The 25,304-nt window shown below is 73.0% G+C and carries 22 protein-coding genes and 2 pseudogenes; 13 read left to right on the top strand and 11 right to left on the bottom strand.

The annotated features are described in order from the left end of the window. From AE652_RS08790 to AE652_RS08780, 3 genes and pseudogenes are all read left to right on the top strand, one after another. Nucleotides 1–704: pseudogene (locus AE652_RS08790) on the top strand (hypothetical protein); the annotation flags it as partial. 686 nt (nt 705–1,390) lie between these two features. Continuing rightward, the gene (locus AE652_RS08785) at nt 1,391–3,028 is read left to right on the top strand and encodes a M4 family metallopeptidase (RefSeq protein WP_049650642.1); all 1,638 of its coding nucleotides are present in this window, start codon (nt 1,391–1,393) and stop codon (nt 3,026–3,028) included. A 395-nt stretch (nt 3,029–3,423) separates the two neighbouring features. Then, on the top strand, nt 3,424–4,362 hold the full coding sequence (locus tag AE652_RS08780; RefSeq protein ID WP_049650641.1) for a CPBP family intramembrane glutamic endopeptidase: 939 nt from the start codon (nt 3,424–3,426) through the stop codon (nt 4,360–4,362). Nucleotides 4,363–4,488: 126 nt separating this feature from the next. On the opposite strand, the gene AE652_RS08775 is transcribed toward AE652_RS08780, so the two are convergent. Together AE652_RS08775 and AE652_RS08770 are read right to left on the bottom strand one after the other, a co-directional pair. Next, nucleotides 4,489–5,526, bottom strand: coding sequence for an ABC transporter substrate-binding protein (locus AE652_RS08775; RefSeq protein WP_049650640.1), 1,038 nt, complete (start codon nt 5,524–5,526; stop codon nt 4,489–4,491). A 59-nt stretch (nt 5,527–5,585) separates the two neighbouring features. Beyond that, entirely contained in the window at nt 5,586–6,374 is a 789-nt protein-coding gene (locus tag AE652_RS08770; protein WP_049650639.1) for a MerR family transcriptional regulator, read from the bottom strand. Nucleotides 6,375–6,596: 222 nt separating this feature from the next. On the opposite strand from AE652_RS08770, the gene AE652_RS08765 reads away from it, so the two are divergent. From AE652_RS08765 to AE652_RS08755, 3 genes are read left to right on the top strand one after another with little or no spacing between them, the layout of a single operon-like run. Next, nucleotides 6,597–8,168 (top strand): NAD(P)/FAD-dependent oxidoreductase, encoded by a 1,572-nt coding sequence (locus AE652_RS08765; protein ID WP_082345502.1) that lies wholly within the window; start codon nt 6,597–6,599, stop codon nt 8,166–8,168. Continuing rightward, on the top strand, nt 8,165–9,148 hold the full coding sequence (locus AE652_RS08760) for an alpha/beta fold hydrolase (RefSeq protein ID WP_049650638.1): 984 nt from the start codon (nt 8,165–8,167) through the stop codon (nt 9,146–9,148). Before AE652_RS08765 ends, AE652_RS08760 begins: the two co-directional genes overlap by 4 nt. Continuing rightward, entirely contained in the window at nt 9,145–10,038 is an 894-nt protein-coding gene (locus tag AE652_RS08755) for an SDR family oxidoreductase (RefSeq protein ID WP_049650637.1), read from the top strand. The genes AE652_RS08760 and AE652_RS08755 overlap by 4 nt, the downstream gene beginning before the upstream one ends. 175 nt (nt 10,039–10,213) lie before the next feature. Here AE652_RS08755 and AE652_RS43845 read toward each other — a convergent pair. Then, nucleotides 10,214–11,449, bottom strand: a pseudogene (locus tag AE652_RS43845) (PLP-dependent aminotransferase family protein); the annotation flags it as partial. A 93-nt stretch (nt 11,450–11,542) separates the two neighbouring features. Here AE652_RS43845 and AE652_RS08745 point away from each other — a divergent pair. Continuing rightward, nucleotides 11,543–12,205 carry a LysE family translocator gene (locus AE652_RS08745; RefSeq protein ID WP_049650635.1) on the top strand — a complete coding sequence of 221 codons (663 nt, stop codon included), beginning with the start codon at nt 11,543–11,545 and terminating at the stop codon, nt 12,203–12,205. 16 nt (nt 12,206–12,221) lie between these two features. On the opposite strand, the gene AE652_RS08740 is transcribed toward AE652_RS08745, so the two are convergent. Genes AE652_RS08740 through AE652_RS08725 form a run of 4 tightly spaced genes read right to left on the bottom strand, consistent with a single transcriptional unit; the run spans nt 12,222 to nt 15,166 of the window. Next, nucleotides 12,222–13,262, bottom strand: a complete 1,041-nt coding sequence (locus AE652_RS08740; protein WP_049650634.1) for a serine hydrolase — start codon at nt 13,260–13,262, stop codon at nt 12,222–12,224. Continuing rightward, on the bottom strand, nt 13,259–14,194 hold the full coding sequence (locus AE652_RS47990; RefSeq protein WP_049650633.1) for a hypothetical protein: 936 nt from the start codon (nt 14,192–14,194) through the stop codon (nt 13,259–13,261). Before AE652_RS47990 ends, AE652_RS08740 begins: the two co-directional genes overlap by 4 nt. Further along, nucleotides 14,191–14,931 carry a hypothetical protein gene (locus AE652_RS08730; RefSeq protein WP_049650632.1) on the bottom strand — a complete coding sequence of 247 codons (741 nt, stop codon included), beginning with the start codon at nt 14,929–14,931 and terminating at the stop codon, nt 14,191–14,193. Before AE652_RS08730 ends, AE652_RS47990 begins: the two co-directional genes overlap by 4 nt. A 31-nt stretch (nt 14,932–14,962) precedes the next feature. After that, the gene (locus AE652_RS08725) at nt 14,963–15,166 is read right to left on the bottom strand and encodes a hypothetical protein (protein ID WP_049650631.1); all 204 of its coding nucleotides are present in this window, start codon (nt 15,164–15,166) and stop codon (nt 14,963–14,965) included. Nucleotides 15,167–15,321: 155 nt separating this feature from the next. Here AE652_RS08725 and AE652_RS08720 point away from each other — a divergent pair, with 155 nt between their 5' ends. Both AE652_RS08720 and AE652_RS08715 read left to right on the top strand, forming a co-directional pair. Further along, a complete protein-coding gene (locus tag AE652_RS08720; protein ID WP_049650630.1) occupies nt 15,322–16,095 on the top strand; it encodes an SDR family oxidoreductase in 774 nt (257 codons plus the stop codon). Between the two features lie 191 nt (nt 16,096–16,286). After that, the gene (locus AE652_RS08715) at nt 16,287–18,125 is read left to right on the top strand and encodes an ABC transporter ATP-binding protein (RefSeq protein ID WP_049650629.1); all 1,839 of its coding nucleotides are present in this window, start codon (nt 16,287–16,289) and stop codon (nt 18,123–18,125) included. Nucleotides 18,126–18,237: 112 nt separating this feature from the next. Here AE652_RS08715 and AE652_RS08710 read toward each other — a convergent pair whose 3' ends face one another. Then, nucleotides 18,238–18,906 (bottom strand): 1-acyl-sn-glycerol-3-phosphate acyltransferase, encoded by a 669-nt coding sequence (locus AE652_RS08710; protein WP_049650628.1) that lies wholly within the window; start codon nt 18,904–18,906, stop codon nt 18,238–18,240. A 176-nt stretch (nt 18,907–19,082) separates the two neighbouring features. On the opposite strand from AE652_RS08710, the gene AE652_RS08705 reads away from it, so the two are divergent. Next, nucleotides 19,083–19,295 carry an EF-hand domain-containing protein gene (locus AE652_RS08705; RefSeq protein WP_049650627.1) on the top strand — a complete coding sequence of 71 codons (213 nt, stop codon included), beginning with the start codon at nt 19,083–19,085 and terminating at the stop codon, nt 19,293–19,295. Nucleotides 19,296–19,377: 82 nt separating this feature from the next. Here the strand turns inward: AE652_RS08705 and AE652_RS08700 are convergent, their stop codons facing one another. Continuing rightward, nucleotides 19,378–21,591 carry a bifunctional glycosyltransferase family 2 protein/CDP-glycerol:glycerophosphate glycerophosphotransferase gene (locus tag AE652_RS08700; protein ID WP_049650626.1) on the bottom strand — a complete coding sequence of 738 codons (2,214 nt, stop codon included), beginning with the start codon at nt 21,589–21,591 and terminating at the stop codon, nt 19,378–19,380. A 912-nt stretch (nt 21,592–22,503) separates the two neighbouring features. On the opposite strand from AE652_RS08700, the gene AE652_RS08695 reads away from it, so the two are divergent. Next, nucleotides 22,504–22,770, top strand: a complete 267-nt coding sequence (locus tag AE652_RS08695; protein WP_049650625.1) for a hypothetical protein — start codon at nt 22,504–22,506, stop codon at nt 22,768–22,770. A gap of 237 nt (nt 22,771–23,007) precedes the next feature. Beyond that, nucleotides 23,008–23,469, top strand: coding sequence for a YjbQ family protein (locus AE652_RS08690; RefSeq protein ID WP_049650624.1), 462 nt, complete (start codon nt 23,008–23,010; stop codon nt 23,467–23,469). Between the two features lie 66 nt (nt 23,470–23,535). Here AE652_RS08690 and AE652_RS08685 read toward each other — a convergent pair whose 3' ends face one another. Next, nucleotides 23,536–24,090: a DUF1990 family protein gene (locus AE652_RS08685; protein WP_049650623.1), complete on the bottom strand. Its 555-nt coding sequence runs from the start codon at nt 24,088–24,090 to the stop codon at nt 23,536–23,538. Between the two features lie 276 nt (nt 24,091–24,366). Between AE652_RS08685 and AE652_RS08680 the strand changes: the two genes are divergently transcribed. Continuing rightward, nucleotides 24,367–24,585 carry a hypothetical protein gene (locus AE652_RS08680; protein WP_049650622.1) on the top strand — a complete coding sequence of 73 codons (219 nt, stop codon included), beginning with the start codon at nt 24,367–24,369 and terminating at the stop codon, nt 24,583–24,585. A gap of 31 nt (nt 24,586–24,616) precedes the next feature. On the opposite strand, the gene AE652_RS08675 is transcribed toward AE652_RS08680, so the two are convergent. Continuing rightward, nucleotides 24,617–25,304: SbcC/MukB-like Walker B domain-containing protein (locus AE652_RS08675; RefSeq protein ID WP_049650621.1), on the bottom strand; the 688-nt coding region annotated here is incomplete at its 5' end.

The following is a 25,304-nucleotide window of genomic DNA, read 5'->3' as shown; positions in this document are numbered from 1 at the left end:
CCACCCCGGGCCCCGACCAGCCGGCGCCCGGCGCCGCCCAGAACCAGCCGCAGGTCCCGGTCTCCCCGGTGCCGGCCGCCGGTGGTCAGGGCGGAAGTGGTGGTTCGGGAGCCTCGGCCGGTTCGGGTGGCGCCCGGACCGGTGGTACGGGCGCGGCCGCCGGCGGGGCGTCGTCGGCCGGTCAGGGGAGCCAGCCCGGCGGCGGCAACCCGCCCAACCCGCCCGCCAACCAGAACCCTCAGCCTCCGGCCCAGAGCGCCAACGGCGGGACCACCAGCGCCCCGCAGAGCCCGGCCCGACCGGCGTCCTGCGGCGGCACCAGCTGGAGCACCATCGTCAGCGCGAAGGACGGCCGCGCGATCGGGATGCGCGACGACAACCTGAACGGCGACAACCCGATCGTCGTCGGCGGTCACGCGCAGTACGGCTGGGTGCGCTCGACCAACCCCGGCATGTGGATCCTGTTCAACGCCTGCAACAACGGCGGCCCGCAGCTGGTCCAGACGATGGACGGGAAGGTCGTGCTGAGCAACGGCCTCAGCTTCCTCACCAACTGGACGATGCGCACCGGCAGTTCGGCTGGCTCGTACACGCTGGGCGACTACCAGAACCAGTCCTGCATGACCAACAACGGCCCCGGCAGCGCCGTCACCATGGTCTCCTGCACCCCCGGCAACGCCGCCCAGGAGTGGCGGCTGCAGTAGGGGCCCGCTCGAGGCGTGAGAATTCGCGGCGCGGGGTGCGCGAGCGGCCTGTGAGGCTGCCGGTGACCACCACCACCGCCCCGTGAAGGAGGAGCCGTGGGCTCCAGCGCAGCCGTGCCGTCGCTTCCTTCTGCCGCCGTCCCCCAACTCGCGCGCAGGGAGGTGGTCCTGCGGTCCGGGCGGTGACGGTCGGCTGATTAGCAGACGACCTCCCGGTGTTCAAGGGGGTCCGGGTGGCGGGACCTCGCCACCGGCGTGTCAAGGAACCGTATGGAGTCTTCTACACACATGTAAAAGTCGATCGACGGCCGGCCGGGCCCGCTCGCCGGGTCGGCGCGCGGCGTGTGGCGGGTGGATTCCCGTAGGTGCAGGCGACCGGGCGTCGTTCGGGTCGGAGCCCTTGGCGGGATGTGGTGAATTGCCCGGGTTCGTCTGCTGATTGGAGGCTCTTTACCCGATGGCGGGACCTGGCCAATTGCTGAGCAAGACCTGTCAATTCACCTGCTGGATTGTCATGCTTCTGGTCATCCCCCAGCGGTAGCCCCACCCCCACCCATCGGTGGCGAACCGCTCGACTGCACGGGGTTCCCGCACGTCAGTGCCCGTCCCGCCCCACAGGTGCCGACCCGGCCCCCCGGGACGCGGTGCGACCGCGCCCAGACGCGGATTCCCGGAAGGACTCGTACGTGAAGCGTAAGCTCGCGGCCGTCGCCGTACTCTCGGCCACGGCCCTGTTGACCGGTGTGATCCAGGTGAGCACCGCCGCCCAGGCCGCTCCCACCCCCTCGCTGCAGGCCCAGGCCGCCCAGCAGCACGCGACCGCGCTCAAGCTGGCGGCCGGTCAGACCGGCCCGCTGGCCAAGGCGCTCAAGCTCGGCGACAAGGAGCAGCTGGTCGCCAAGGACGCCGCGGTGGACAAGGACGGCACCCGCCACCTGCGCTTCGAGCGCACCTACGCCGGCCTGCCGGTGATCGGTGGCGACCTGGTCGTCCACCAGAAGGCCGACGGCTCGGTGAAGTCGGTCGACAAGGCGGTCGCCGCCCGGATCGCGCTGCCGAACACGACCCCGAAGATCGCCGCCGACCAGGCCGCCACGCAGGTCACCGCGGGGGTCAAGGCCACCATCGGGGCGCGCGCCGACGCCGACGAGTCGCCGCTCACCGAGGTCCACCAGGCCGGCAAGGCCGAGCTGGTGGTCTGGGCCACCGACGGCAACCCGCGCCTGGCGTACCGCACCACGGTCGAGGGCCAGCGCGCCGACGGCACCCCGAGCCGCCAGATCCTGGTGACCGACGCGGCCGACGGCCGGGTCCTCGCCACTCACGAGACGATCGAGACCGCGGCCGGCACGGGCAACGGCATCTTCGTCGGCCAGGTCCCGCTGGCCACCACCCAGAGCGGATCGAACTACCAGCTGAAGGACGCCGGTCGCGGCGGCCAGTCCACCAGCGACCTCAACAACGGCACCGACGGCACCGGCTCGCTGTTCGCCAACACCAGCAACAGCTTCGGTGACGGCACCGTCAACAACCGCGAATCCGCCGCCGTGGACGCCCAGTTCGGTGCCGCCACCACCTGGGACTTCTACAAGAGCACCTTCGGCCGCAACGGCATCCGCAACGACGGCGTCGGCGCCCTGAGCCGGGTGCACTACGGCTCCAACTACGTCAACGCCTTCTGGGACGACAGCTGCTTCTGCATGTCGTACGGCGACGGCAGCAACAACACCGCACCGCTCACCGAGATCGACGTGGCCGGCCACGAGATGAGCCACGGCGTGACCGCGGCCACCGCGAACCTCAACTACGCGGGCGAGTCCGGCGGCCTCAACGAGGCGACCTCGGACATCATGGGCACGATGGTCGAGTGGTACGCCAACCTGCCCTCCAACCCGCCGAACTACTGGATCGGCGAGCTGATCAACCTCAACGGCAACGGTACGCCGCTGCGGTACATGGACCAGCCGAGCAAGGACGGCGGCTCGGCGGACTACTGGGACGCGAACGTCGGCAACCTGGACGTGCACTACTCGTCCGGGGTGGCGAACCACTTCTTCTACCTGCTGTCCGAGGGCAGCGGCGCGAAGACCATCAACGGGTTCAGCTACAACAGCCCGACGTACGACAACTCCACGCTCGCGGGCATCGGCCGGGACAAGGCCGCGCAGATCTGGTACCGCGCGCTGACCACGTACTTCACCTCCACCACCGACTACGCGGGCGCCCGTGCGGGCACCCTCAGCGCGGCGGCGGACCTGTACGGGTCGGGCAGCGCGGAGTACAACGCGGTCGCCGCCACCTGGACGGCCGTCAACGTCAACTGACCAGGCTCCGAGGAGACTTCGGGCATGAGTCCAGCCCGGAGCTGAACCGGGCCCGGGCCTGAACCCATCAGGCCCGGGCCCGGGGAGGTGTGGAGGGCCCCGCCAGGCCGTGGGTGCCGGCCGGCGGGGGAGTACGGCGGGGGCGACGGTGAGCGGACCACCGTCGCCCCCGCTGTGTGACGCCTGACGATACGTCAATTTTCCTTTCCGTGCAGCTTCCGTGGCGATTCGTGGCGCACGCGAGGGTGGACAGCAGGGCGCGGGGCCCTGGTAGCACCTCCGGCGGGCCCCCGTACACCCAGAAAACTCGACCATCGCGGCGGTAGCGGACAACCCCCGGGAACGGCAGTGCACTTGGTTCCGGGGCGAACCTCCGGATCCGTAGCGTCCTCGGCATGACGCTACTGACACGAACCCCGCCGAGCGCCGTCCGACGGCGCGGCCTGCTGGTCTACCTGGTGCTCGCCTACGCCGGGATGTGGGCGGCGATGACCCCGCTGCTCGCCGAGGGCTACCAGCGCACCGACGCCCGGGAGGGGGTCGGCGCGCTGGAGCAGATCTGCATCGCGGCCGCCATGCTGGCCCCGGCGCTGGCGGCGCTGCTGGTGGTCCGCCTCGTCGAGCGGGGCGGCGGGGTACGGGAGGCGCTGGCACTGCGCTGGCCGCGGCCCCGGGCCCGCGCGGTCCGGGCCTGCCTGCTGCCGCTCGGGGTGCTCGGCGGGCTGACGGCCGCGACGCTGGCACTCGGCGCGCTGGCGGGCAGCTACCCGTTCGCCGGCTTCGGCTCGCTGGACGCGGGGCGGATCGGATCGTGGGCGGTCCAGGGCCTGATCGGGATGGTGCTCTCGCTGCCGCTGTTCTTCGGTGAGGAGATCGGCTGGCAGGGCTTCCTCTTCCCCCGGCTGCTGCTGCTCGGCCGGCGAGAGGGCGGGGGTGAGGGCGCCGGTGGCAGGGCGGTGCTGGTCCGGGCCTACCTGCTCGCGGGGACGGCCTTCGCGCTCTGGCACCTGCCGACGCTGCTGATGGGCGGCCAGTACCCGGGACGGCCGTGGTACCTGGCGGTGCCCGCGCTGACGGTCAGCTGTGTGCTCGTCCTGCCGGTCTTCACCTGGCTGAGGCTGCGCTCGGGGTCGGTGGTCCCGGCGGTGCTGGCGCACGCCTTCACGAGCAGCATGAGCGTGTCGATGGTCCGGGAGTTCGCGGACCCGGACGCCGAGCTGGACCCGCTCACGATGTCGCTGGCGGGCTGGCCCGGCTGGGTCGTCCTCGGCGGGTTCGTGGCCTTCCTCGCCTTCACCGGGCGACTGCGGCCGGGCCGGTACGGGCAGGGGTGACGCGCGCCGTGGCGGGCGGCGGATGACGGGTGACGGATGTCAGATGACAGATTTCATCATCTGTTATCTGAAATCTGTTAGCTGTCGTCTGTCGCCTGTCGTCTGTTCGCGGTCACCCGTCGTCCGTCACCCGCCCGCCGGTGCCATGTCCTTGCGGATCTCGTCCAGGATCAGCCCGGCCCCGGTGTAGCCGATGCCGAGCATCCACAGGTTGTCGTCCACCCGGAACACCCGCCCGTTGCGCACGGCGTCCAGGTTCTTCCAGAGCGCCCCCTCGGTGATCTTCCCCTGGTCGGACTTGGCCGCGTCCCCGTACACCGCGTAGAAGATGACGTCGGCCGCGGCCTGGTCCACCTGTTCGGGGCTGATCTCCATCGAGAAACCGGGCTTGTCCTGGTTGGCGGGCCGCCCGAGCCCCAGATCCTTGAACAGCGAGCCGACGAAGGTGTCGTTCAGGTAGAGCCTGGTCGGCGCACCCGCCAGGAAGCGGGCCATCTCGACCCGGGTGGCCGCCGCCCTGGCCGGTCCGCCGAGCGCGGTGACCAGGTCCCGCAGCTTCGCCCGGTACGCCGCGTCCGCCGCGTTGGCCTCGGCCTGCCGGCCCAGCGCCTCGGCGTGCAGCCGGACGTTCTCCTTCCAGGTCGGCCCGGTGGTCTTGGAGAGCACCGTCGGCGCGATCTTCGACAGTTCGTCGTACCGCTTGTCGTCGCGGACCTGGTTGCTCAGGATGAGGTCCGGCCGCAGTGCCGCGATCGTCTCCAGGCTGGGCTGGCCGATGGCCCCGACGGGCTTCGTCCCGGACAGCCGCTCGGCGGGCAGGTAGGCGGGGAACGGGGCGCCCGCGGTGACGGTGGTGGCGCCGGCCGGGCTGAGGCCGAGGGTGACCACCGAGTCCAGCGCGTCGGTGTCCAGGGCCACCACCCGGCTCGCCCGGGCCGGCACGGTGCTCTCGCCGCGCGCGTGCCGGACCGTCCGGGTGCCGCCGGAGCCGGCCGAACCACCACCGGACGAACCGGAGTCGGACGAACCGGAGCCCGACGAACCACCACCGGACGAACTGCCGCCCGGCGCCGGGGAGTCGGACCCGCACGCGGCGAGCGCGAGCCCCGGGGCGAGCCCGGCGGCGAGGCCGAGAGCGGCGCGGCGGCTGAGCGGTCGGGCCATCGGCGGCACCTCCAACGTACGGGCAGGGCGCGGGAATCCCTGCCCGCGCAGCAGCCCGGTTACGCCTCGGAACCGTTCTCCCGTCGCTGGCGCAGGAGTTCGAGGTACTCGACGTGCACCCGCCGGTCCATGGCGAGGGCGAACTGGGCGTCCGCGACCGTGCGCGCCAGCGGCCGAACCCGCAGGATGCGCTCGGTGAGCCGGGCCGCCTCGCCGGGCGGCAGCGGGGTGTCGGCGGCCAGCGCGCTGAGCAGGTGCTCGCCGACCACCTCGATGAAGATCTCGGCGATGGCGTCCACGTGCTCCCGGGTGCGCCGACTGGCGTCCAGTACCGCCGAGAGCGGTACCCCCTCCGCCACCAGCTCGGTGGTGGCGTCCATCAGCCGGCGGCTGACGTGGGTGATGCCGTCCTCCTCGACGGTGATGTAGCCCTGGGCGATCGACTCGGCGGTGTTCTCCTCGGTCAGCTGGTCGCCGAAGGCGGTCTTGAGCTCGTCCCAGTCCAGGCGTACCGGGGTCTCGTCGGACCACGGTGCGACGATCGCCGCCTCCAGCCCGATCAGCTCGGCGACGTCCCGTCCGCTCTCGCCGGCGCCGATCAGCTCGGCGATGCCGCCCAGGGTGTGGCCGCGTTCGAGCAGTTCGCCGATCATCCGCAGCCGGGCCAGGTGTTCCTCGCCGTACCAGGCGATGCGGCCCTCCTTGCGGGGCGGCTGAAGCAGTTTGCGCTCGCGGTAGAAGCGCAGGGTGCGGGTGGTGATGCCGGCGGCCTCGGCCAGTTCCTCCACCCGGTACTCGCGTTTTCTGTCGCCCGCAGCAGCTCTGACCTTGTCCACGGCGATCAGCATAGGTCCGTCGGCTCGGAAGGCTCCCCGAACCGGAGCGGTCGCGCTTCTTCCATCCGGTGTCAGCAAGGGCTACCCTGCCAACCATGCCAGTGATTACTGGCGCGATTGGCGGGGTCCCGGAGGCGGGCCCCGGGAGGATCCGGAGACGGGCCCCAGGAGGTTCCGGGGCACGCTCGCCGGGAGAGCGCGACGATCACCGTCCCACCCTCAGGAGGTTGCCGCATGGCATCCAGCAGCAAGCGCCCCCGCTCCGGCGCGTCCGCAGCGACCGACACCACCGCGGCGCAGGAGTCCGTCCCGCACGTCCGGGTGGCGGTGATCGGCTCCGGCTTCGGCGGACTCGGCGCCGCGGTCCGACTGCGCCGTGCCGGGATCACCGACTTCGTGGTCCTGGAGCGGGCGGACTCGGTCGGCGGCACCTGGCGCGACAACAGCTACCCCGGCTGCGCCTGCGACGTGCCCTCGCACCTCTACTCCTTCTCCTTCGCGCCCAACCCCGACTGGCCGCGCAGCTTCTCCGGCCAGCCGGACATCCGCGCCTACCTGGAGAAGGTCGCCACCGTCTTCGGCCTCCGCCCCCACCTGCGCTTCAACACCGAGGTGCTGGAAGCCCGTTGGGAGAGCGAGCAGACCCGCTGGCGGATCACCACCTCGGCCGGCCAGTGGACGGCCGACGCCATCGTCTCCGCCGCCGGACCGCTCGCCGACCCGCAGATCCCCGACCTGCCCGGGCTGGGCGACTTCCCCGGCAAGGTGTTCCACTCCTCCCGCTGGGACCACGACTTCGACCTGACCGGCAAGCGCGTCGCGATGGTCGGCACCGGCGCCTCCGCCGCGCAGATCATCCCGTCGATCCAGCCCAAGGTCGGCAGGCTGACGGTCTTCCAGCGCACCCCGGCCTGGGTGCTGCCGCGCCGCGACCGCGAGATCAGCCAGCTGGAGAAGTGGCTGCACGGCCGCCTGCCGGTCACCGCGAAGATCCGCCGCGGCACCCTGTTCGCCCTCCGCGAGCTCCAGGTGGACGCGTTCGTGCGCCGCCCCGGACTGCTGCGCCTGGTCCAGCAGCTCGCCGAACGCCACATCGCCCAGGGCGTCCCCGACCCGGCGCTGCGGGCCAGGCTCACCCCGGACTACCGGATCGGCTGCAAGCGCATCCTGCTCAGCAACACCTACTACCCGGCGCTCGCCGCGGCCAACACCGAGGTCGTCTCCTCCGGCCTGCGCGAACTGCGCGGCTCCACGCTGGTCGCGGCCGACGGCAGCGAGCGCGAGGTGGACGCCATCGTCTTCGGCACCGGCTTCCACGTCACCGACATGCCCATCGGCGCCCGGGTGTTCGGCGCCAACGGGACCAGCCTGGCGGAGGAGTGGAAGGACGGCATGGAGGCGCTGCGCGGCTCGACCGTGCACGGCTTCCCGAACCTCTTCTTCGTCATCGGGCCCAACACCGGCCTCGGCAACAGCTCGATGATCCTGATGATCGAGTCCCAACTGAACTACATGATCGACGCGTTGACCACGCTCGGCTCGATCGGAGCCGCCGCGATGCAGCCCACCGCGCGCGCCCAGCGGCAGTGGAACCTCGAACTCCAGCACCGGATGGACCGCACCGTCTGGACCACCGGCGGCTGCCTCAGCTGGTACCTCGACCCGAGCGGTAGGAACACCGTGCTCTGGCCCGGCTCCACCACCTCGTTCCGCCGGGCCACCCGCAGGGTCGACCTGGGCGAGTACGAGCTGATCATGCGCGCCGCACCGGCGGCCGCCCGCACCGTCCAGGAGGTCTCCGCGTGAACGGCGTCCGGCTGCCCGAGGAGTACGAACCTCCTGTTCCCGTGGAGGAGTTGAGCGTACGGTCGGCGGACGGCATCCGGCTGCACGTCGAGGTGCACGGCCGGCTCGACGCGCCCACCGTGGTGCTCGCCCACGGCTGGACCTGCTCGACCGTCTTCTGGGCCCCGGTGATCCGCCTGCTGGCCGACCGCTACCGGGTGGTGGCCTACGACCAGCGCGGCCACGGGCGCAGCGAGATCCCGCCGAGCCGGGCCCGCTACTCGACCAGGGCGCTGGCCGAGGACCTGTCCGCCGTGCTCGCGCGGACCGTGCCGGCGGGCGAGCGGGCCGTGCTCGCCGGGCACAGCATGGGCGGGATGACGATCATGGCCGCCGGTGGCCGCCCCGAGGTCGCCGAGCGCACCGCCGCGGCCGTCCTGATCTCCACCGGGCCGGGCGACCTGGTGGCCGAACTCACCGTCCTGCCACCGGCCGTACGCGCCCGGGGCCTGCGACGCTTCCTGCACCGGCAGCTGCTGCGCTCCCGGATGCCGCTCGGACCGGTCTCGCCGGTCAGCCGGGCGGCGCTCAAGTACGCGACCATGGGCGCCGGTTCGCCCGCCGGCCAGGTCGAGGCGACGGCCCGGATCGTGCACGCCTGCCCGACCGCCGTCCGCGCCAACTGGGCCGCGGTGCTGGACCGGCTGGACGTCCACGCCGGGCTCGCCCGGATCGCCGCGCCCACGGCGGTGGTGGTCGGCACCGACGACCGGCTGACCCCGCCGGTGCACGCGCACCGGATGGTCGCCGAACTCCAGGACGCACAGGGGCTGTTGCTGCTGCCCGGGGTCGGGCACATGTCGCCGCTGGAGCGCCCGGCGGAGGTCGCCGCGGAGATCCACCGGATGGCCTCCGGGTACCTGACTGCCGCGCCCGCCGGCGCCGTTCCCGCTTCCCTTCCCGCTTCCGCTTCCACTGACGAGAGGACCGCCGTCGCATGAACGCCATCCTGCCGTTGTCCGAGCAGGTCGTCGTCGTCACCGGGGCCGCGCGTGGCGTCGGCGCGTCGCTGGCCCGCAAGCTCGCCCGGCGCGGGGCCAAGGTGGCCCTGCTGGGGCTGGAGCCGGAGGAGCTGAAGGCCGTCGCCGCGCAGTGCGGCCCGTCCGCGACCAGCTGGGAGGTGGACGTCACCGACCTCGACGCGCTGGAGGACACCGCCCGGCGGATCAAGGAGCACTACGGGCGGGTCGACACCGTCGTCGCCAATGCCGGGATCGCCCTCGGCGGGCCGCTGGCCGACAGTGACCACCGGGCGTTCAGCCGGGTCATCGAGGTCAACCTGCTCGGCAGCGTGGCCACCGCCAGGGCCTTCCTGCCTGCGCTCGCCGAGAGCCGCGGGTACCTGCTCCAGATCGCCTCGCTCGCCGCGCTGACCCCCGCGCCGCTGATGAGCGCGTACTGCGCCAGCAAGTCCGGGGTGGAGGCCTTCGCCCACTCGATCCGCGCCGAGGTGGCCTACCAGGGGGTCAAGGTCGGTGTCGGGTACCTGAGTTGGACCGACACGGACATGGTGCGCGGGGCCGACGAGGACGCCGTGCTGAAGCAGATGCGCTCCCGGCTGCCGTGGCCGGCGAACAAGACGTATCCGCTGGAGCCCGCGGTGGACCGGATCGTCGCCGGGATCGCCCGCCGGTCCGCCCACGTCTACGCCCAGGCCTGGCTGCGCGGGATGCAGCCGGTCCGCTGGCTGCTGCCGAGCCTGATCGCGGTGGTCGGCTCCCGGGACGTGGCCCGGCTCGCCCCCCAGCTCGCCGCCACCGCCGCCACTCGCCTGCGCGCCGTCGGCGCCGGGGGCGCGGCGGACGACCGACGGCGGACAGTCGACAGCTGACGGATGACAGGCGACGGATAACAGCCGACAGATAACAGATTTCGAAATCTGTTATCTGTCGGCTGTCAGCTGTTCGTCGTTCGCCGTCACCCGCCCCCGCCGCGATCCCCGCCAGCGTCTCCAGCGCCCGCGCCAGCACCGGCAGCGGCGGCGAGGCGAGCCCGACCCGGACGGCGGAGGGCGAGCGCCGGGGATCGACGGCGAAGGCCGCCGCGGGCGTGACCGAGATCCCGGCCCGCGCCGCCTCCGCGACGAAGGTCTCCGCCCGTCGGCCGGTCGGCAGCTCCCACCACAGGTAGTACGAGCACGGGTCGGACCGCAGCCGCTGCCCCGCCAGCACCTCGCGCGCCAGCAGCTGCCGGGCCGTCGCGTCGGCCCGCTTCGCCGCCTCCACCGTGGCCAGCGTGCCGTCCCCGATCCAGCGCACCGCCGCCTCCAGTGCGAAGCCGCCCGGCGTCCACCCGCCCGAGCGCAGGGCGCCCGCCACCCGTTCGCGCAGCGCCGCCGGGACGACCGCGAACCCGGTGGTCAGCCCCGGGGCGAGCCGCTTGGAGAGGCTGTCCACGAGGACGGTGCGCTCCGGTGCGAGCGCCGCCAGCGGCACCGACTCCGGCCGCAGGAAGGACCAGACGGCGTCCTCGACCACCGGCAGGTCGAGCCGCCGCAGCAGCGCCACGAGCGCCACCACCCGCTCCTGCGGAAGGCTCGCGCCGAGCGGGTTCTGCAGGCGCGGCTGGATGTACACCGCGCGCAGCGGTCCGGCCCGGTGGGCGGCCGCCACGGCGTCCGGCAGCAGCCCGTACTCGTCCACGGCCAGCGGCACCAGCACGATGCCCAGCCGCTCCGCCGCCGCCTTGACCACCGGATAGGTCAGCTCCTCCACGCCCAGCCGCTGTCCGGGCGGCACCAGCGCGGACAGGGCCCCGGCGATGGCCTGCCGCCCGTTGCCGGCGAACAGCAGGTCCTCCGCCCCGACCTCCCAGTCGCCGGCCGACACCAGTCCGGCGAACGCCCGCCGTGCCGCGCCCGTTCCGGCCGCGCCGACCGGCCGTAGCGCCTCGCCCAGCGCGTCCGGCCGCAGCAGCGGCGCCAGTGCGCCCGCGAGCAGTTCGGCCTGCCCGGAGACGGCGGGGTAGTTGAGCTCCAGGTCCACGGGGGCGGCGGCCGGCTCCGCGAGTGCCACCCGGGTGCCGTCCGGTGCGCGCCCGGCCCGGACGAAGGTCCCGCGCCCGACCTCCCCGACGGTCAGCCCGCGCCGGGCCAGTTCCCGGTAGACGCGCCCCGCCGTCGAGTTGGCGATGCCCCGACCGCGGGCGAACGCCCGTTGGGTGGGCAGCTGCTGGCCGGGCCGCAGTCGTCCGTCGGCGATCTCGGCGGCGATCCGGTCGGCGATCAGGCGGTAGTCGTCCATCGGCGTTCGCTCCTCCAGGGCCTCGGGCGCTGGATTGCACCGAGGGCAAAGTCATCATTGCATTGACCCGATGAGCCGTCCTAGCCTCCTCGCATGGACGCGTTGACATCCGCCGTGGACGGCCGGGCCCTGCTCGGGATCGCCGCCGTGGCCCTGGGCATGGTGCTGTCGCCCGGGCCGAACATGATCTACCTGGTCTCGCGCTCGATCGCGCAGGGCCGCCGCGCCGGGCTGATCTCGCTGACCGGGGTCGCGGCCGGCTTCCTGGTCTACCTGGTCGCGGTGACGGCGGGGGTGGCCGCGGTGTTCTCGGTGGTGCCCGCCCTCTACACCGCGATCAAGCTGGCCGGTGCCGGGTACCTGCTCTGGCTGGCCTGGAAGGCGGTCAAGCCGGGCGGCACGGCGGTCTTCGCCCCGCAGCAGCTGCCGCCGGACCCGCCGCGCCGGCTGTTCGCGATGGGCTTCCTGACCTGCCTGCTCAACCCCAAGATCGCCATCATGTACATCTCGCTGCTGCCGCAGTTCGTGGCCCCGGAACGCGGTCACGTCGCCCTGCAGAGCCTGCTGCTGGGCCTGACCCAGATCGCGATAGCGATCACCGTCAACGGCCTGATCGCGGTGAGCGCGGGCAGCATCGCGGCCTTCCTCAACCGCCGCCCCGGCTGGCTGCGGATCCAGCGCTACGTGATGGGCACCGTCCTCGCGGGCCTCGCCGTGCACATCGCCGCCGACCGCGCCAAGGCCGTGGCGGTTTAGGGCGTCTCCTCGCCGGCTAGAGCCGGCTGGCGACCCGCAGTGCCTCGTACCCCGCCTGGACAAACCGTCCGTTCAGCGCCGGAGCGGTGTTGGCCACCGCCGCGACGGCCGCCGAACGTTCCGGCGAGAAGCCCACGAAGGCGGTGAACCCCCGGGTGCCCCCGCTGTGGAAGAAGAGGTCCCGGTCGCCCGAGCGGCGGTGCATCCAGACCAGGCCGATCCGGTCGGTCGAGTGCGGCAACCGCAGCCGCAGCCGCCGGACGTCCCGCAGGGCGGCCTTCAGCCCGCTGCCCGGGCCCGCCGCCGGCCCGTCGTCCAGGTGTGCGCGGAGGTATCGCAGCAGATCGGTCCCGTCGGACCGCACCGCGCCGGCTCCGGGTAGCCCGGGGATGTGCCAGGGCGGGAGCGCCTGTCCGCGCCGGTAGCCGGTGGCCCGGCCCGGCGGGTCCGGGGCGCAGGTCGTGGACCGCAGCCCCAGCGGTCCGCAGACCCGGTCGACGAGCAGTTCCCCGTACGGCAGCCCGCCCGTCTCGGCGAGCACCCGGCCGAGCAGTCCGACTCCGTAGTTGGAGTACCCGTACCTGCTGCCGGGCTGTCCACGTACGGTCGTTCGGGCCAGTGCGTCCCTCAACTGTTCGTCGCCGTACGTCTGGTACGGGTTGCTGAACCAGGCCGGGACGGCCTTCGCGAGCAGTCCCGGGGGCAGTCCGGGCAGGCCCGAGGTGTGGGTGGCCAGGTGCAGCAGCCGGATGGGTTCCGGTGAGTGGACCTTCGCGGCGCGCCAGCGGCGCGGCAGCCTGCTCTCGACCGGGTCGTCCAGGGCGAGTTCACCGCGGGCGACCATCTCCGCGAGCAGCAGTGCGGTGAACGTCTTGCTGACGGAGCCGAGTTCGAAGACGGTGTCGGGGGTGCAGGGCGCGGCGGCCGGTCCGCGGTGGACCCGCCCGAAGCAGCGCACCTCCGCCAGGTCGCCGCGGGCCAGGGCGACGGTCACGGCGGTGGCGTAGGGCTCGGCCGCCCGCACCACCGCCGTGACCGCGGCGTCCAACCCGTTCAAGGGGCCACCGGCGTGCCGCCGAGGGCCCGGGAGAGCGCGACGTTGGCGGCCACCACCCCGACCACCGCGGTATGGCAGTGCTGGCGGAAGTCCTCCTCCGGGTCCTCGTTGTCGGGCGCGGAGCCCTCGCACTTGATCATTCCGTCCGCCTGCTGGGCCGCTGCCAGCGCCTCCCAGCCGGTCCGGCCGGTGACCGGTTCGCCGATGCACGAGTCCACGATGAGCAGTTCGCCGGCGAGGTCCCACTGCTCGATCTCCAGCCAGATGTCGAGCCAGACCGGCAGCCAGTCGCGCAGGTAGTCGCGCATCGGCTCGGGCAGGCACTCGGGCCGGGCGCCCCAGTCGGTGAGGTGGAAGACGGTGTGGGTGACCTGGTAGGCGATCACCCAGGCGACGGTCCATGGCTCGGGGAGGGCGCCGAGCCAGGTGTTCCGGGCCAGCCGGGGCCAGTCCGGCTGCGGTTCGAGGCCGGAGATCCGCCGCGCGTTGGCGAGGGCGAGGTGGCGGCTGCCCTGGATCTCGACGGCGTGCACGGCGCGGAGCCGGCCGATCGAGGTGAGCAACTCCTCCATGGCGGCGTGGCGGTAGCCGGACCGGGCGAAGTGGCCGTACGTCTCCAGCGGGTCGACGAGGGTGACGTGCCGCAGCTGTCGTTCGAGCAGCAGGTCGCCCTCGCCCAGCTGGGCCCAGGCGGCTTCGAGGAGTTCCCGCGCGAGGCGGGCGTCGTGCGGGCCGGTGACGCCGTCGCGCAGGACCAGGGAAGAGGCCAACGCGGCTTCGCAGAGCGGCTTGTAGACGTCTTCCGGGTCGGCCAGGTCGACGATGGTGCTTTCCTCCAGCCGGCTGTAGCCGCGCTGGTAGCCGGCGTGCAGCCAGGCCAGTGACCGGGAGCCGAGCTGTTGGGCGGTGGCGAGCACCGAGGTTTCGGTCATTTCGGCGCTCCTTCCAACATGCGCTGGGCGATGGTGAGTTCGAGCACGGAGCGGGACGTCCCGTCGCCGGCCAGGCGGATCCGGTCCAGGACGGGTTCGATCTCCAGCCGGAGCGGCCGGCCGTCGGCCCGGGCCCAGGAGAGCCACCGGGCGAGCCGTACGGCGGTGGTGGGGTCGCGCCGGAGCATGCTGCGGACGGCGCCGCGGGCGAGGTGCAGGGTGTTCGCGCGGGCGGCGTCGTGCACCGGGCCGTCCAGCGTCGGCAGTGCCAGGGAGGACAGTTGGGCCATCCGCTTCGACCACGCCTGCCAGCCGACGGCCTCCGGGTCGGACAGTGGCGCGGGGGTCTGTACGGCCGCCCCGTACGGTGTGCGGGCGAGCAGTCCTCCGGCCGCCCAGTCCTGCCACCCGATCACCAGCGCGGCCTCCGCGGAGGAGGGGGCGGGTGCGGGGAAGGCCGCCCGCGCCTCGGCCAGCAGGGCGGCGGTGGTGCCGTCGGGCTCCGCACCGGTGAGCAACTGCGGTGCGAACAGGTCCGGTCCGAGCACACGTACCGCGGCCAGCAGTGGGCGGGGCACGAGGCTGTCGGGGTCCGCGAGTGCGGCCGCACCCCCGCCGTCCCGGAGGGCGGCGAGGGTCCGGTCCGCCACCCGCTCGACCGCCGCGGCGAACTCGTCACGGAGAGGGGTCTCGGCGGTTGGCATGGTGATCGGGTCCTCCTTCAGGAGGTTGGTCACGGGCGCGAGGCCCGACAGGGGGGAAGTCGCCCTACCGGGTCGGCTTCTCCTTGGGGCCCTTCGGCGAGAGGAGCAGCAGCGCGGCGAGCAGCACCGCGCCGGCGGCCTCGGGCAGGTACGTGGGCGCGTCGGACACGACGGCCTCGTCCTCCACCATCAGGCTCGCGAGTGTCTCGGCTTCGAGTGTCGCGCTGTGCGACGTCGTAGCCGTTTCGGTCCGGAACTGAGTAAGCATCAGAAGTGCCTCCTCGTCTGGATTTCACCGCCCGGTCGGACGATGCCCCCGTTCGACAGTACGAGCACCTCCCGGGGGCTGCATCCGCAACTCTCTGAGCTGGGAAATCGCCCTCGGTGTGGGGCCGGAAGCGGCGAGTCGGTACGGTCTGGGGCATGACCACAGCCTTGATCACCGGCGCGACCGCCGGCATCGGAGCCGCCTTCGCGCGACGGCTCGCCCGCAGCGGCTACCAGCTCGTCCTGGTGGCCCGGGACACCGAGCGCCTGGAGCGCGCCGCCGCCGACCTGCACGGCAGGTACGGCATCGAGACGGAGGTGCTGACCGCCGACCTCGCGACCGACGAGGGCATCGGCGCCGTCGAGGCCCGACTCACCGACCCCGCCCGCCCGGTGGACCTCCTGGTCAACAACGCGGGCTTCGGCAACAAGGGCGCCTTCGGGACCGTCCCGCTCCAGGACGAGCTGGCCATGCTGAAGGTGCACATCGAGGCGATCCTGCGGCTGACCACGGCCGCCCTGCCCGGAATGCGGGAGCGCGGCCGCGGTGCGATCGTCAATGTGGCCTCGGTGGCGGCCTTCCTGCCGCGCGGCACGTACGGCGCGAGCAAGGCCTGGGTGGTCAGTTTCACCCAGGGCGTGCTGCGCGACCTCGGCGGTACGGGCGTGCGGATGATGGCGCTCTGCCCGGGCTTCACCCGGACCGAGTTCCACCAGCGGGCCGGCATGGGCACCGGGAACATCCCGTCCTGGTCCTGGCTGTCCGCCGAGCGGGTGGTGGACGAGGCGATGCGCGACCTGGCACACGGCCGGGCCGTGTCCGTGCCGGGCAAGCGGTACAAGGTCGCCGTGGCCATCGCCCGGATGCTGCCCTCCGGCAAGCTCGGCGGGGTCTCCTCGAAGGCGGCGCGCACCTACCGGACCAACTGAGGCCCGGGGCGGTCGGGGCGGTCGGGCGGCTCCGCAGGGATCGTGCGCGCGCTCCGCAGGGATCGTACGGGCGCTCCGCGGAGCCTGAACGGACGAGGAATAGGGCAACAGTCACTATTAGCGTATCTAACTATGAGCTATCCTCGCTATATTGCCCCGCACCCGACCGCCCCACCCAGGGAGGCCCGTCCTTGAGGCCCACCGCCATCGACTGGACCCCGCCCGAGCGCGCCGAGGGCGAACCCCGCCCACCGGCCGAGTGGCGCCGCATCCTCGCGCTCTTCCGCCCGTACCGGGCCCGCCTGGCCGTCGTCGGGCTGCTGGTCGCCGCCTCGGCCGTGGTCTCGGTCGTCTCGCCCTTCCTGCTCAGGGCCGTCCTGGACACCGCCATCCCGCAGGGCCGCACCGGGCTGCTCAGCCTGCTCGCGCTCGGGATGATCCTGACCGCCGTGGTGAACAGCATCTTCAACGTCCTCCAGACGCTGATCTCCACCACCGTCGGCCAGCGCGTGATGCACGACCTGCGCACCGCCGTCTACGGCCACCTCCAGCGGCAGTCGCTGGCCTTCTTCACCCGCACCCGCACCGGTGAGGTGCAGTCCCGGATCGCCAACGACATCGGCGGCATGCAGTCCACGGTGACCTCCACCGCGACCAGCCTGGTCTCCAACCTGACCGCCGTGGTCGCCTCCGTCGTCGCCATGGTCGCCCTCGACTGGCGGTTGACCGTCGTCTCGCTGCTGCTGCTCCCGCTGTTCGTCTGGATCAGCCGCAGGGTCGGGCAGGAGCGCAAGAAGATCACCACCGAGCGGCAGAAGCAGCTGGCCGCGATGAGCTCGGCGGTCCAGGAGTCGCTCTCGGTCAGCGGCATCCTGCTCGGCCGCACGATGGGCCGCTCCGGCTCGCTCGCCCGGGAGTTCACCGGGCAGTCCGACCAGCTCGCCGACCTGGAGGTGCGGGCCAGCATGGCCGGGCGCTGGCGGATGAACACCATCCAGATCGTGATGGCCGCGATGCCCGCGCTGATCTACTGGGCGGCCGGGCTGACCTCCGCCGCCGGTGCGCCGATCGTCTCGGTCGGCACCCTGGTCGCCTTCGTCACCCTCCAGCAGGGCCTCTTCCGGCCCACCGTCAGCCTGCTCTCCACCGGCGTGGACGTGCAGACCTCGCTCGCCCTCTTCCAGCGCATCTTCGAGTACCTCGACCTGCCGGTGGAGATCGACGAGCCGGCCGACCCGGTCACCCTGACCGACATCCGCGGCGAGGTCCGCTTCAAGGACGTCGACTTCCGCTACGACCCTGCGCAGGAGCGCCCCACCCTGGCCGGCGTCGACCTCACCGTCCCGGCCGGGAGCTCGCTGGCCGTGGTCGGCGAGACCGGCTCGGGCAAGACCACCCTCAGCTACCTCGTCCCGCGGCTGTACGACGTCACCGGCGGAAGCGTCACCCTGGACGGCGTGGACGTGCGCGAACTGTCCTTCGACACCCTGGCCCGCGCGGTCGGCGTGGTCTCCCAGGAGACCTACCTCTTCCACGCCTCGGTCGCCGAGAACCTGCGCTTCGCCAAGCCCGGCGCCAGCGACGCCGAACTGGTCGAGGCCGCCCGGGCCGCACAGGTCCACGACACCATCGCCGCCCTCCCGGACGGCTACGACACCCTGGTCGGCGAGCGCGGCTACCGCTTCTCCGGCGGCGAGAAGCAGCGCCTCGCACTCGCCCGGACGATCCTGCGCAACCCGCCGGTGCTCATCCTCGACGAGGCCACCAGCGCGCTCGACAACCGCACCGAGCACGCCGTCCAGCAGGCCGTGGACACCCTGGCCGCCGGCCGCACCACCATCACCATCGCGCACCGGCTCTCCACCGTCCGCGCCGCCGACCAGATCGCCGTCCTGGACCACGGCGAGGTGGTCGAACTCGGCACCCACGAGGAGCTGGTGGCGCTGGACGGACGGTACGCGGCGCTGCTGCGCCGGGAGGTGCCGGAGGCCGCCCGGCAGCCCGAGCCGGCCGCACTCGGGCACGTGTGACGGGACGGGCGCGCCCGGGTTCGTGTCGAGCCGGATCGACGGGGCGGCCGCCGGGCTCGGGTGCGCGGGACGGGCCGGCGTGCGAGCGCGTGCGCCCGGGACGGGCCGGCGGTCAGGCCGCCTTCGGGACCTCGTTGTAGCTCTCCGCGACCTCCTGGCCGGAGAGCCGCTGGATGGCCGCCATCACCTCGTCGGTCACCTGCCGACGGGCCTTCAGCGAGCGGGCCTGCCCGTGCAGCTCGTCGAAGTGCAGCGGCTCGCCGAAGCGGACCGTCACCTTCTTCAGCCGCGGCAGCCGCTTGCCCACCGGCAGGATCTGCTCCGGACCCTCCAGCGCCACCGGCACCACCGGCACGCCCGCGGTCAGCGCGAGCCAGGCGACGCCCGTCTTGCCCCGGTAGAGCCGGCCGTCCAGGGAGCGGGTGCCCTCGGGGTAGATGCCGAAGGCCTTGCCGTCCTCCAGGATCTCCAGCGCCGACTCCAGCGAGGCCTGAGCGGAACGGTAGGTGCCGCGCTCGACCGGCACGGCGCCGATGGCCTCGAAGAAGCCCTTGGAGAGCCGGCCCTTGAGCCCGGTGCCGGTGAAGTACTCGGCCTTGGCGAGGAAGTGGACCCGGCGCGGGGCGGTCAGCGGGATCACCACGCTGTCGATGAAGGACAGGTGGTTGCTGGCCAGGATCACCCCGCCCTTGCGCGGCACGTTCCCGATTCCCTCGATGACCGGCCGCCAGATCCCCCGCGAGACCGGTTTCAGCACCAACTTGGTGGCGAGGTCGAGCACGATTCCCTCCCTGGACGAACGATCGCCCGGGAGGAGCCCGGGCCTGCAATCAGATCCGCAGACTACGACACCGACCCCGGCGCGCGTCCACTCCCGGCGACCGTGGCGAACACCACGGCCGGGTAGGGTACGGCCGTCCGAACCGAGCGACACCCCGCAGTACCCAGGAGGGCACCATGGAGACCACCGAGGCGATCAAGGCCTTTTTCGACCGCTTCGACAAGGACGGCGACGGCAAGATCACCCCGGCCGAGTACGCTCTGGCCGCCAACGAGATGGGCGACCACGACGTCACCATCTCGATGGCCGAGGCGCTGATCCACAGCATGGACACCAACCACGACGGCGTCCTGACCTTCGAGGAGTTCCTGGCCGCCCGCCGACGCTGAGCCCGTGCCGACGGGGCCGGTCGCCGTACCGGCGGCGCCGGCCCCGTCCGGAGGTCCCGCGGACGCCCCCGCGCCGCTCCTCCTACTTCTCCTTCCCCTTCTCCACCGGGAACACCCGGCGCACCACCCGCTCCGCGGCCCCGCCGTCGTCCCAGACGCAGAACTTCGCCCGGAAGTCGGCCCGCGCCGCCGGCTCGGGGTCGCCCGCCAGCAGCGCCCGCGCCAGCCCGTCCGCGTCCACCGTGACCGCGCCCGGCGGCTCCGCGAACAGGTCGAAGTAGACGCCGCGTTCCCGCTGGTACTCCTCCCAGTCCGGGGCGAAGACCACCACCGGCCGGTCCAGCACCGCGTAGTCGAACATCATCGACGAGTAGTCCGTCACCAGCACGTCCGCCGCGAGGTAGAGGTCCTCGACGGTCGGGTGCGCCGAGACGTCCACGATCCGTGCCGACTCCGCACCGGCCGCCGTCAGGTCGCCCGGGCCGTCCGCGTGGAAGTAGTGGGTGCGCACCAGCAGTGTGAAGTCCGGGCCCAGCCGCCGGGCCAGCTCCGCCACGTCGAGCAGCGGCACGTAGCCGCCCTTGCTGCCGCGGTGGGTCGGCGCGTACAGCACCGCCCGGGTGTCCGGCCGCAGCCCGAGCAGCTCGCGCATCGCCCGGACCTCGTCCGAAGTGGCGTTCGCCAGCCGGTCGTTGCGCGGGTAGCCGGTGTCCAGCATCTCGTACCGGCCGGGGAAGGCGCGGGCGAAGTGCCCGCTGGTGTGCGGGTTGGGGGAGACCAGGAAGTCCCAGCGGTCGACGGCCTCCTGGAGCAGGTCGAAGTCCATCCCCTCGGCCGCCGCCGGATGGTCGCGCAGGTCCATGCCCATCGCCTTGAGCGGGGTGCCGTGCTGGGTCTGGACGTGCACCGTGCCCGCCCGCTTCGTCATGGTGCGGGGGAAGTTGACGTTGTTGACGAAGTACTTGGCGGTCGCCATCGCCCTGAGGTAGGCGGGGGTGTTGACGATCACGTACGGCACCCCGGGCGGCAGCGTGGCGGCCTGGGCGCGGTTCTCCACCACCCACACGCCCCGCACCCGCGGGGCGAGTTCCTTCGCCTTCTCGTAGATCGCCGCCGGGCTGCACGCGTAACCCCGGTGCCAGTACGCGGCGTAGACCGCGAGGTGCTGGTCCAGCGGCAGCCGGCGGAACGCGTTGTACGCGGTGAACCGGGCGCCGCTGCGCATCCCCTTCTTCACCGCGGGTGCCACCGCCCGTGCCCCGCGCTTGAGTTCGCGCGGCAGCCGGCCGGTGCGGCGCAGCTCGGCGTACGCGATCCGGGCGCCGCGGGCGGCCAGCCGGTACTGCACGCCGCGCACCCCGCCGGGGAAGCGGTAGCCGGCCGGGCGGTGGCGGTCGAAGTGCCGGGCGATCCGCTGGAAGAAGTCCTTGCGCAGGTCGGTGGGGACCAGCCCGGGGGTGTCGTAGACGTTCAGGGCCTGGCGGACGGTCCGGTCGAAGACCAGGGTGCGCAGCGAGTCCGGGACGGGCCGGCCGGGGCGGTCCGGGCGGTCCAGGAAGGCGAAGATCGCGTCGTACTGGGCGAACACGTCGGCGTGCTTGGGGGAGGCGGTGGCGGTGATCGCGCCGTCCCGGCCGCGCCGGTAGAAGTAGCAGGGGCGGTCCAGGTAGCGCAGCCGCCCGGCGGCCAGCAGCGCCGGGTAGGTGACCGAGATGTCCTCGTAGTAGCCGCGGCCGAAGGAGACGCCGAGGCCGTCCAGGAACGCGCGGCGGAACAGCTTGTTCCACACCGACATCACGGTCTGGAACAGCGCCGGGTGCTCGGCCAGGGTGCAGCCCTCGACCAGCGGGGAGTCGGCCAGCACGTGGCGCCAGGGGTTGGGCTCCGTCCCGCCGTCCGGGTAGACGTGGGTGAAGCCGGTGAGCAGCACGTCGGCCGGGGTCTCCCGGAGACGCTCCCGCGCCAGCTCGTCCAGCAGCGTGCCGACCGTTCCCTCGGGCACCCAGTCGTCGCTGTCCACGAACCAGACGTACTCGCCGCGGGCCTGCGGCAGGGCGGCGGTGCGGGCGCCGCCGAGGCCCTGGTTCTCGGTGAGGTGCAGCACCCGCAGCCGGCTGTCGCGGGCCGCGTAGGCGTCCAGGATCGCGCCGGAGCCGTCGGGGGAGAGGTCGTCGACCGCGATCACCTCGAAACGGGTCTCGGCGGCGGGGACGTCGCCGAGGATCGAGTCGAGGCAGCGCGGGAGGTACCGCTCCACGCCGTGGACCGGGAGCACGATGCTGAGGAGGAGGGACACGCTGGCCGAGTGTACCGATCCACCGGGCGCGACCTGCGCGGACGTCCGGTGCGGGCCTTCCGGGGCCTTGCGGCCCTTGGGGGGCCTGGGCGGCGGTGGCGGCGGCGCGGCTGTGGCGGGGGCTGCGGGGTGTCCGGGAAGGGTGTCCGTGAAAGCCGTCCGTGGCGGACAAGCCGTCCGTGGCGGACCCGGAACCGCCGGTGCCGGGCCCCTCGCGGGGCGGCACCGGCAGTCAGGTGGCGATCCGGCCGACCCTCGACGGCCGACCGCCGGTCCGGGCACCGCGCGAGCCTGGCCACCGCAGCGTCGAGGCGGCCGGGCAGTGGCTCGCGGGAGCCGGAGTTCTTCATCACTCGAACACACGCTTGAGTGCGGTGCGGGGCACTGGCGTGTGCATCCGATATTGCTTGGAGGTTCGGCGGGAGTCAATCCCTCGAATGTGTTCACTTCCTGAAGTCGGTCGGTCACGGTGTCATCGGGGTCCGCGCTCGGACGGGTCATGCCCGGGCGGGCCGTGCCCGATGGGCCGGTCGGTGATCGCTTTGTCGATGTGGCGGCTGTCCCCTTAATAGGGGGACGCGGGCGGGGAGCGGGCGGGAAGCGGTCGGTGCGGGCGGTCGGCGCCGGCGGTGCCGGCGGTGCGTGGGCGGGGTGCCGCCGGGGCGCCGCTCTGCGCCGGGCGCGCGTCATGCGCAGGGTTGCCGCACTCGCGCCCGCCCGCCCTGGTGACGGATGGCCGGTCGTGCACCATCATTGATGCCTAGTCGTGACCGGCCGGGCGGCCCCTGGTGCTTCGTCAGTTGACGCCGCACGATACGGTGGCACAACACCAAGGACGGTTGCGCGAAGGCCGTCCTTCACGGATAGTCTTCGCCTCACGGCCCTGGCGCCTCGTAGGGGTGGGAAAAACTGATGGAACACATGCAAGTGCGGACTCGGCCCCGCGTGCCGGCGATCCAGTGCGGTGTCGGCACGACCGGCCGCCGGATCGACCGACACCTGGCCGTGCTCGGCGCGCCCGCACTCCCGGCGGTGGACACCGCCGAGGCGCTCGGGTTGATAAGGGAGCTCACGCCGCGCGGCGCCGAGGCCCCGACGACCCGTCGTCGCCACACCAGGATCTCGCTGCTGACGCCGCTGCGTCGGCTGCGGCGGAGCCTTTTCGGCGGGCGCGGCTAGTCCGACCGGTGCGGCACGGGTCCCTCCCCGCCGCCCGGTCGGAACCGACCCGGTGGACCGTCCGGTCCGCCGGGTCTTCAGTGTGTCCGGACGGCGTCCGGGCGGTGCCCGGGGGAGCGTCGCGGCCGTCCGGGGTGATGTGGTCTGAACCTTTCAGCCTATGCGAGTTTGCCCGCCCGGCACGGCCAGACGGCGAGGGAGTACGCCCGGCCCGCTGACCTGGGACAGGATGGCGCCATGGCGGACAACAACCACTCCACCCAGACCGGCTCGTTCCCGACCACCACCTTCCAGAGCAGCACCTTCGAGATCACCACCGGCTCCCGCGAGGTCGCGCTCGACATCACCGACCGCTGCGTCGAGTTCCTCGACGAACGGGCCACCGGGCGCGACGGCCTGCTCAACATCTTCGTCCCGCACGCCACCGCGGGGATCGCGGTACTGGAGACCGGTTCGGGCAGCGACGACGACTTCCTCGCCACCCTGCGCGACCTGCTCCCGGCCGACGACCGCTGGCGCCACCGGCACGGCAGCCCGGGCCACGGCCGGGACCACGTGGTGCCCGGACTGGTCGCCCCGCACGCGACCCTGCCGGTGCTCGGCGGTCAACTGGCCCTCGGCGTCTGGCAGTCGGTGGTCCTGGTCGACACCAACGGGGACAACCCGCGCCGGACCGTCCGGCTGTCCTTCCTCGGCTGACGCGCGGGAACGGCGGGCGCTCCGGCGGGCGGCGGTCCGGCGGGTGGCCTCGGCGGACCCGGTGGCTCAGCGGACGTGCGCGGCCACCGCGGCGAGGTAGCGCTCGATCGCCAGGTGCTGGCAGAGCAGGGCCACCGGCCGGCCGAGCCTGGCGTACCAGGCGGACAGCCGGGAGAACGCGGTGACCTCGAACCACACCTCGCCGCCGGCGTCCATCGACACCAGGAACGCCTCCTCGCCGCACTCCGGGTGCCCGGGGAGGGTGCCGTACCCGAAGCCGATCCGGTCCGGCTCCTCCGCCGTCCACACCACCCGGCAGGGGATCACCAGCCGGGGCCACCGGCTCCCCGGCAGGTTCAGCCGCAGCAGCACCGTCCCGCCCTCCCGGGCCGGGCCGGCCGGGTGCACCGCGAAGCCGGTGCCCAACTGGCTGCCCCAGCCGAGCACGTAGCGCCCGGCCCGCTCCAGCACCTCCGGCCCGTGCCCCAGGTGGACCCGCCGCCGCAGGTGGGCGTAGCCGTCCGGGAGCCGCCCGCCCCCGTCCCGGGTGGCACCCACCTCGGGGTACGACGGGGTGGTGGCGCGGGCGGCGAGCAGGCGTCGGTGCAGGTCGGTGGGCATGCCGGCCACGGTAACCGCCAGGTGGGAGGGGGCCGTCGGCGGGGCGGGGGCGTACCTCTGGCGGGCTTCGGCGGACAGGTTCCAGCGGACAGGTTTCAGCGAACGAACTTCAGCGAACGAACTTCAGCGAACAGAGTTCAGACGACAGCTTTCAGCGAACGTTTTCTGACATCTGTTCGCTGCTGGCGAGGCGGGGCGGGGGAGAGAGGGGCGGGCGGCGGCCCGGTCACCTGCGGCGTGTTGCGGCAGGGCGGCGGCGCGGAGTAGGAAGTCGGTATGAGCGACACCGGTACGAACCAGGAAGCGGGCGTCTGCGAACTCGCGCCCGACGGCGGAGCGGAGGCGGCGCTGCGGCACGACCCGCGGGCGGCCGGGCCGCGCGCCGACTGCGTCCTGTGCGGCGAGCCGACCGAACTGCCCGCCGACCAGCCGGGCAGCACCCTCTGCCCGGTGTGCGCCTGGCAGCAGGCGCAGCGGATCGCCTGCTCGGGCTGAACCTCCGAACCCGGGTCCGGGGGTTCAGGCCCTACGCGTCCTCCCGCCCGGCCAGCGCCAGGGTCGAGCCGTGCCGCCCCTTGCGGACCAGCAACTGGGCGGGGATGCGGCTGCGCAGGTCGGCGACGTGGCTGACGATGCCGACCGCGCGGTCCCGCTCGCGCAGTCCGTCCAGGACGTCCATGACCTCCTCCAGGGCGTGCTCGTCGAGGGTGCCGAAGCCCTCGTCGATGAAGAGGGTGTCCAGCGGCATGCCGCCCGCCTCGTCGGTGACCACGTCGGCGAGGCCCAGGGCGAGGGAGAGCGAGGCGAAGAAGCTCTCGCCGCCGGAGAGGGTCGCGGTGTCCCGCTCGGTGCCCGTCCAGGCGTCGACCACCCGCAGGGCCAGGCCCGAGCGCTTGGTCCCGGTGCCCCGGTCGTCGCTGTGCACCAGGGTGTAGCGCCCGCCGGACATCCGGACCAGCCGGTCGCTGGCCGCCGCCGCGACCTGCTCCAGCCGGGCCGCCAGGACGTACGACTCCAGGCGCATCCGCAGCCGGTTGTCGGTCGAGGTGCCGGCCGCGAGCGCGGCGAGCCGGTTGATCCGCCCGTACCTGTCCAGTGCCGGGGCCAGTTCGGCGGCGAGCCCGGTCAGCTGCCGCCCGATCGCGGCCAGTGCCCCGCAGCGCTCGCGGGCGGCCGCGTGGGCGGCGTGCGCCCGGCCGAGCCGGTCGGTCGCG

The sequence above is a fragment of the Kitasatospora sp. MY 5-36 genome, from assembly GCF_001182915.1.
In the GTDB taxonomy this organism is placed as follows: domain Bacteria; phylum Actinomycetota; class Actinomycetes; order Streptomycetales; family Streptomycetaceae; genus Kitasatospora.
This window is presented reverse-complemented; position numbering and strand designations above follow the sequence as displayed.